Raw genomic sequence first — 206 nt, forward strand, 5'->3', positions numbered from 1 at the left:
CCTTTAGAAGCCTCCGTTACGCTTTTGGAGGCGACCACCCCAGTCAAACTACCCACCAAGCAATGTCCTTCTTTCCTGAAGTTAGAACTCAAACAAACGAAGGGTCGTATTTCAACAGCGGCTCCACAAACACTGGCGTGCCCGCTTCAAAGCCTCCGACCTATCCTACACATCGCGTGCCCAAATTCAATGCTAAGCTATAGTAA

The 206-nt window shown here is 49.5% G+C and carries 1 rRNA gene; it reads right to left on the minus strand.

Going from position 1 to position 206, the window contains the following annotated elements:
• Nucleotides 1–206, minus strand: a 23S ribosomal RNA gene (locus tag I6E11_RS15585); the annotation flags it as partial.

Origin of the sequence: Bacteroides caecigallinarum (genome assembly GCF_021531075.1) — a bacterium.
GTDB classification, from domain to species: domain Bacteria; phylum Bacteroidota; class Bacteroidia; order Bacteroidales; family Bacteroidaceae; genus Phocaeicola; species Phocaeicola caecigallinarum_B.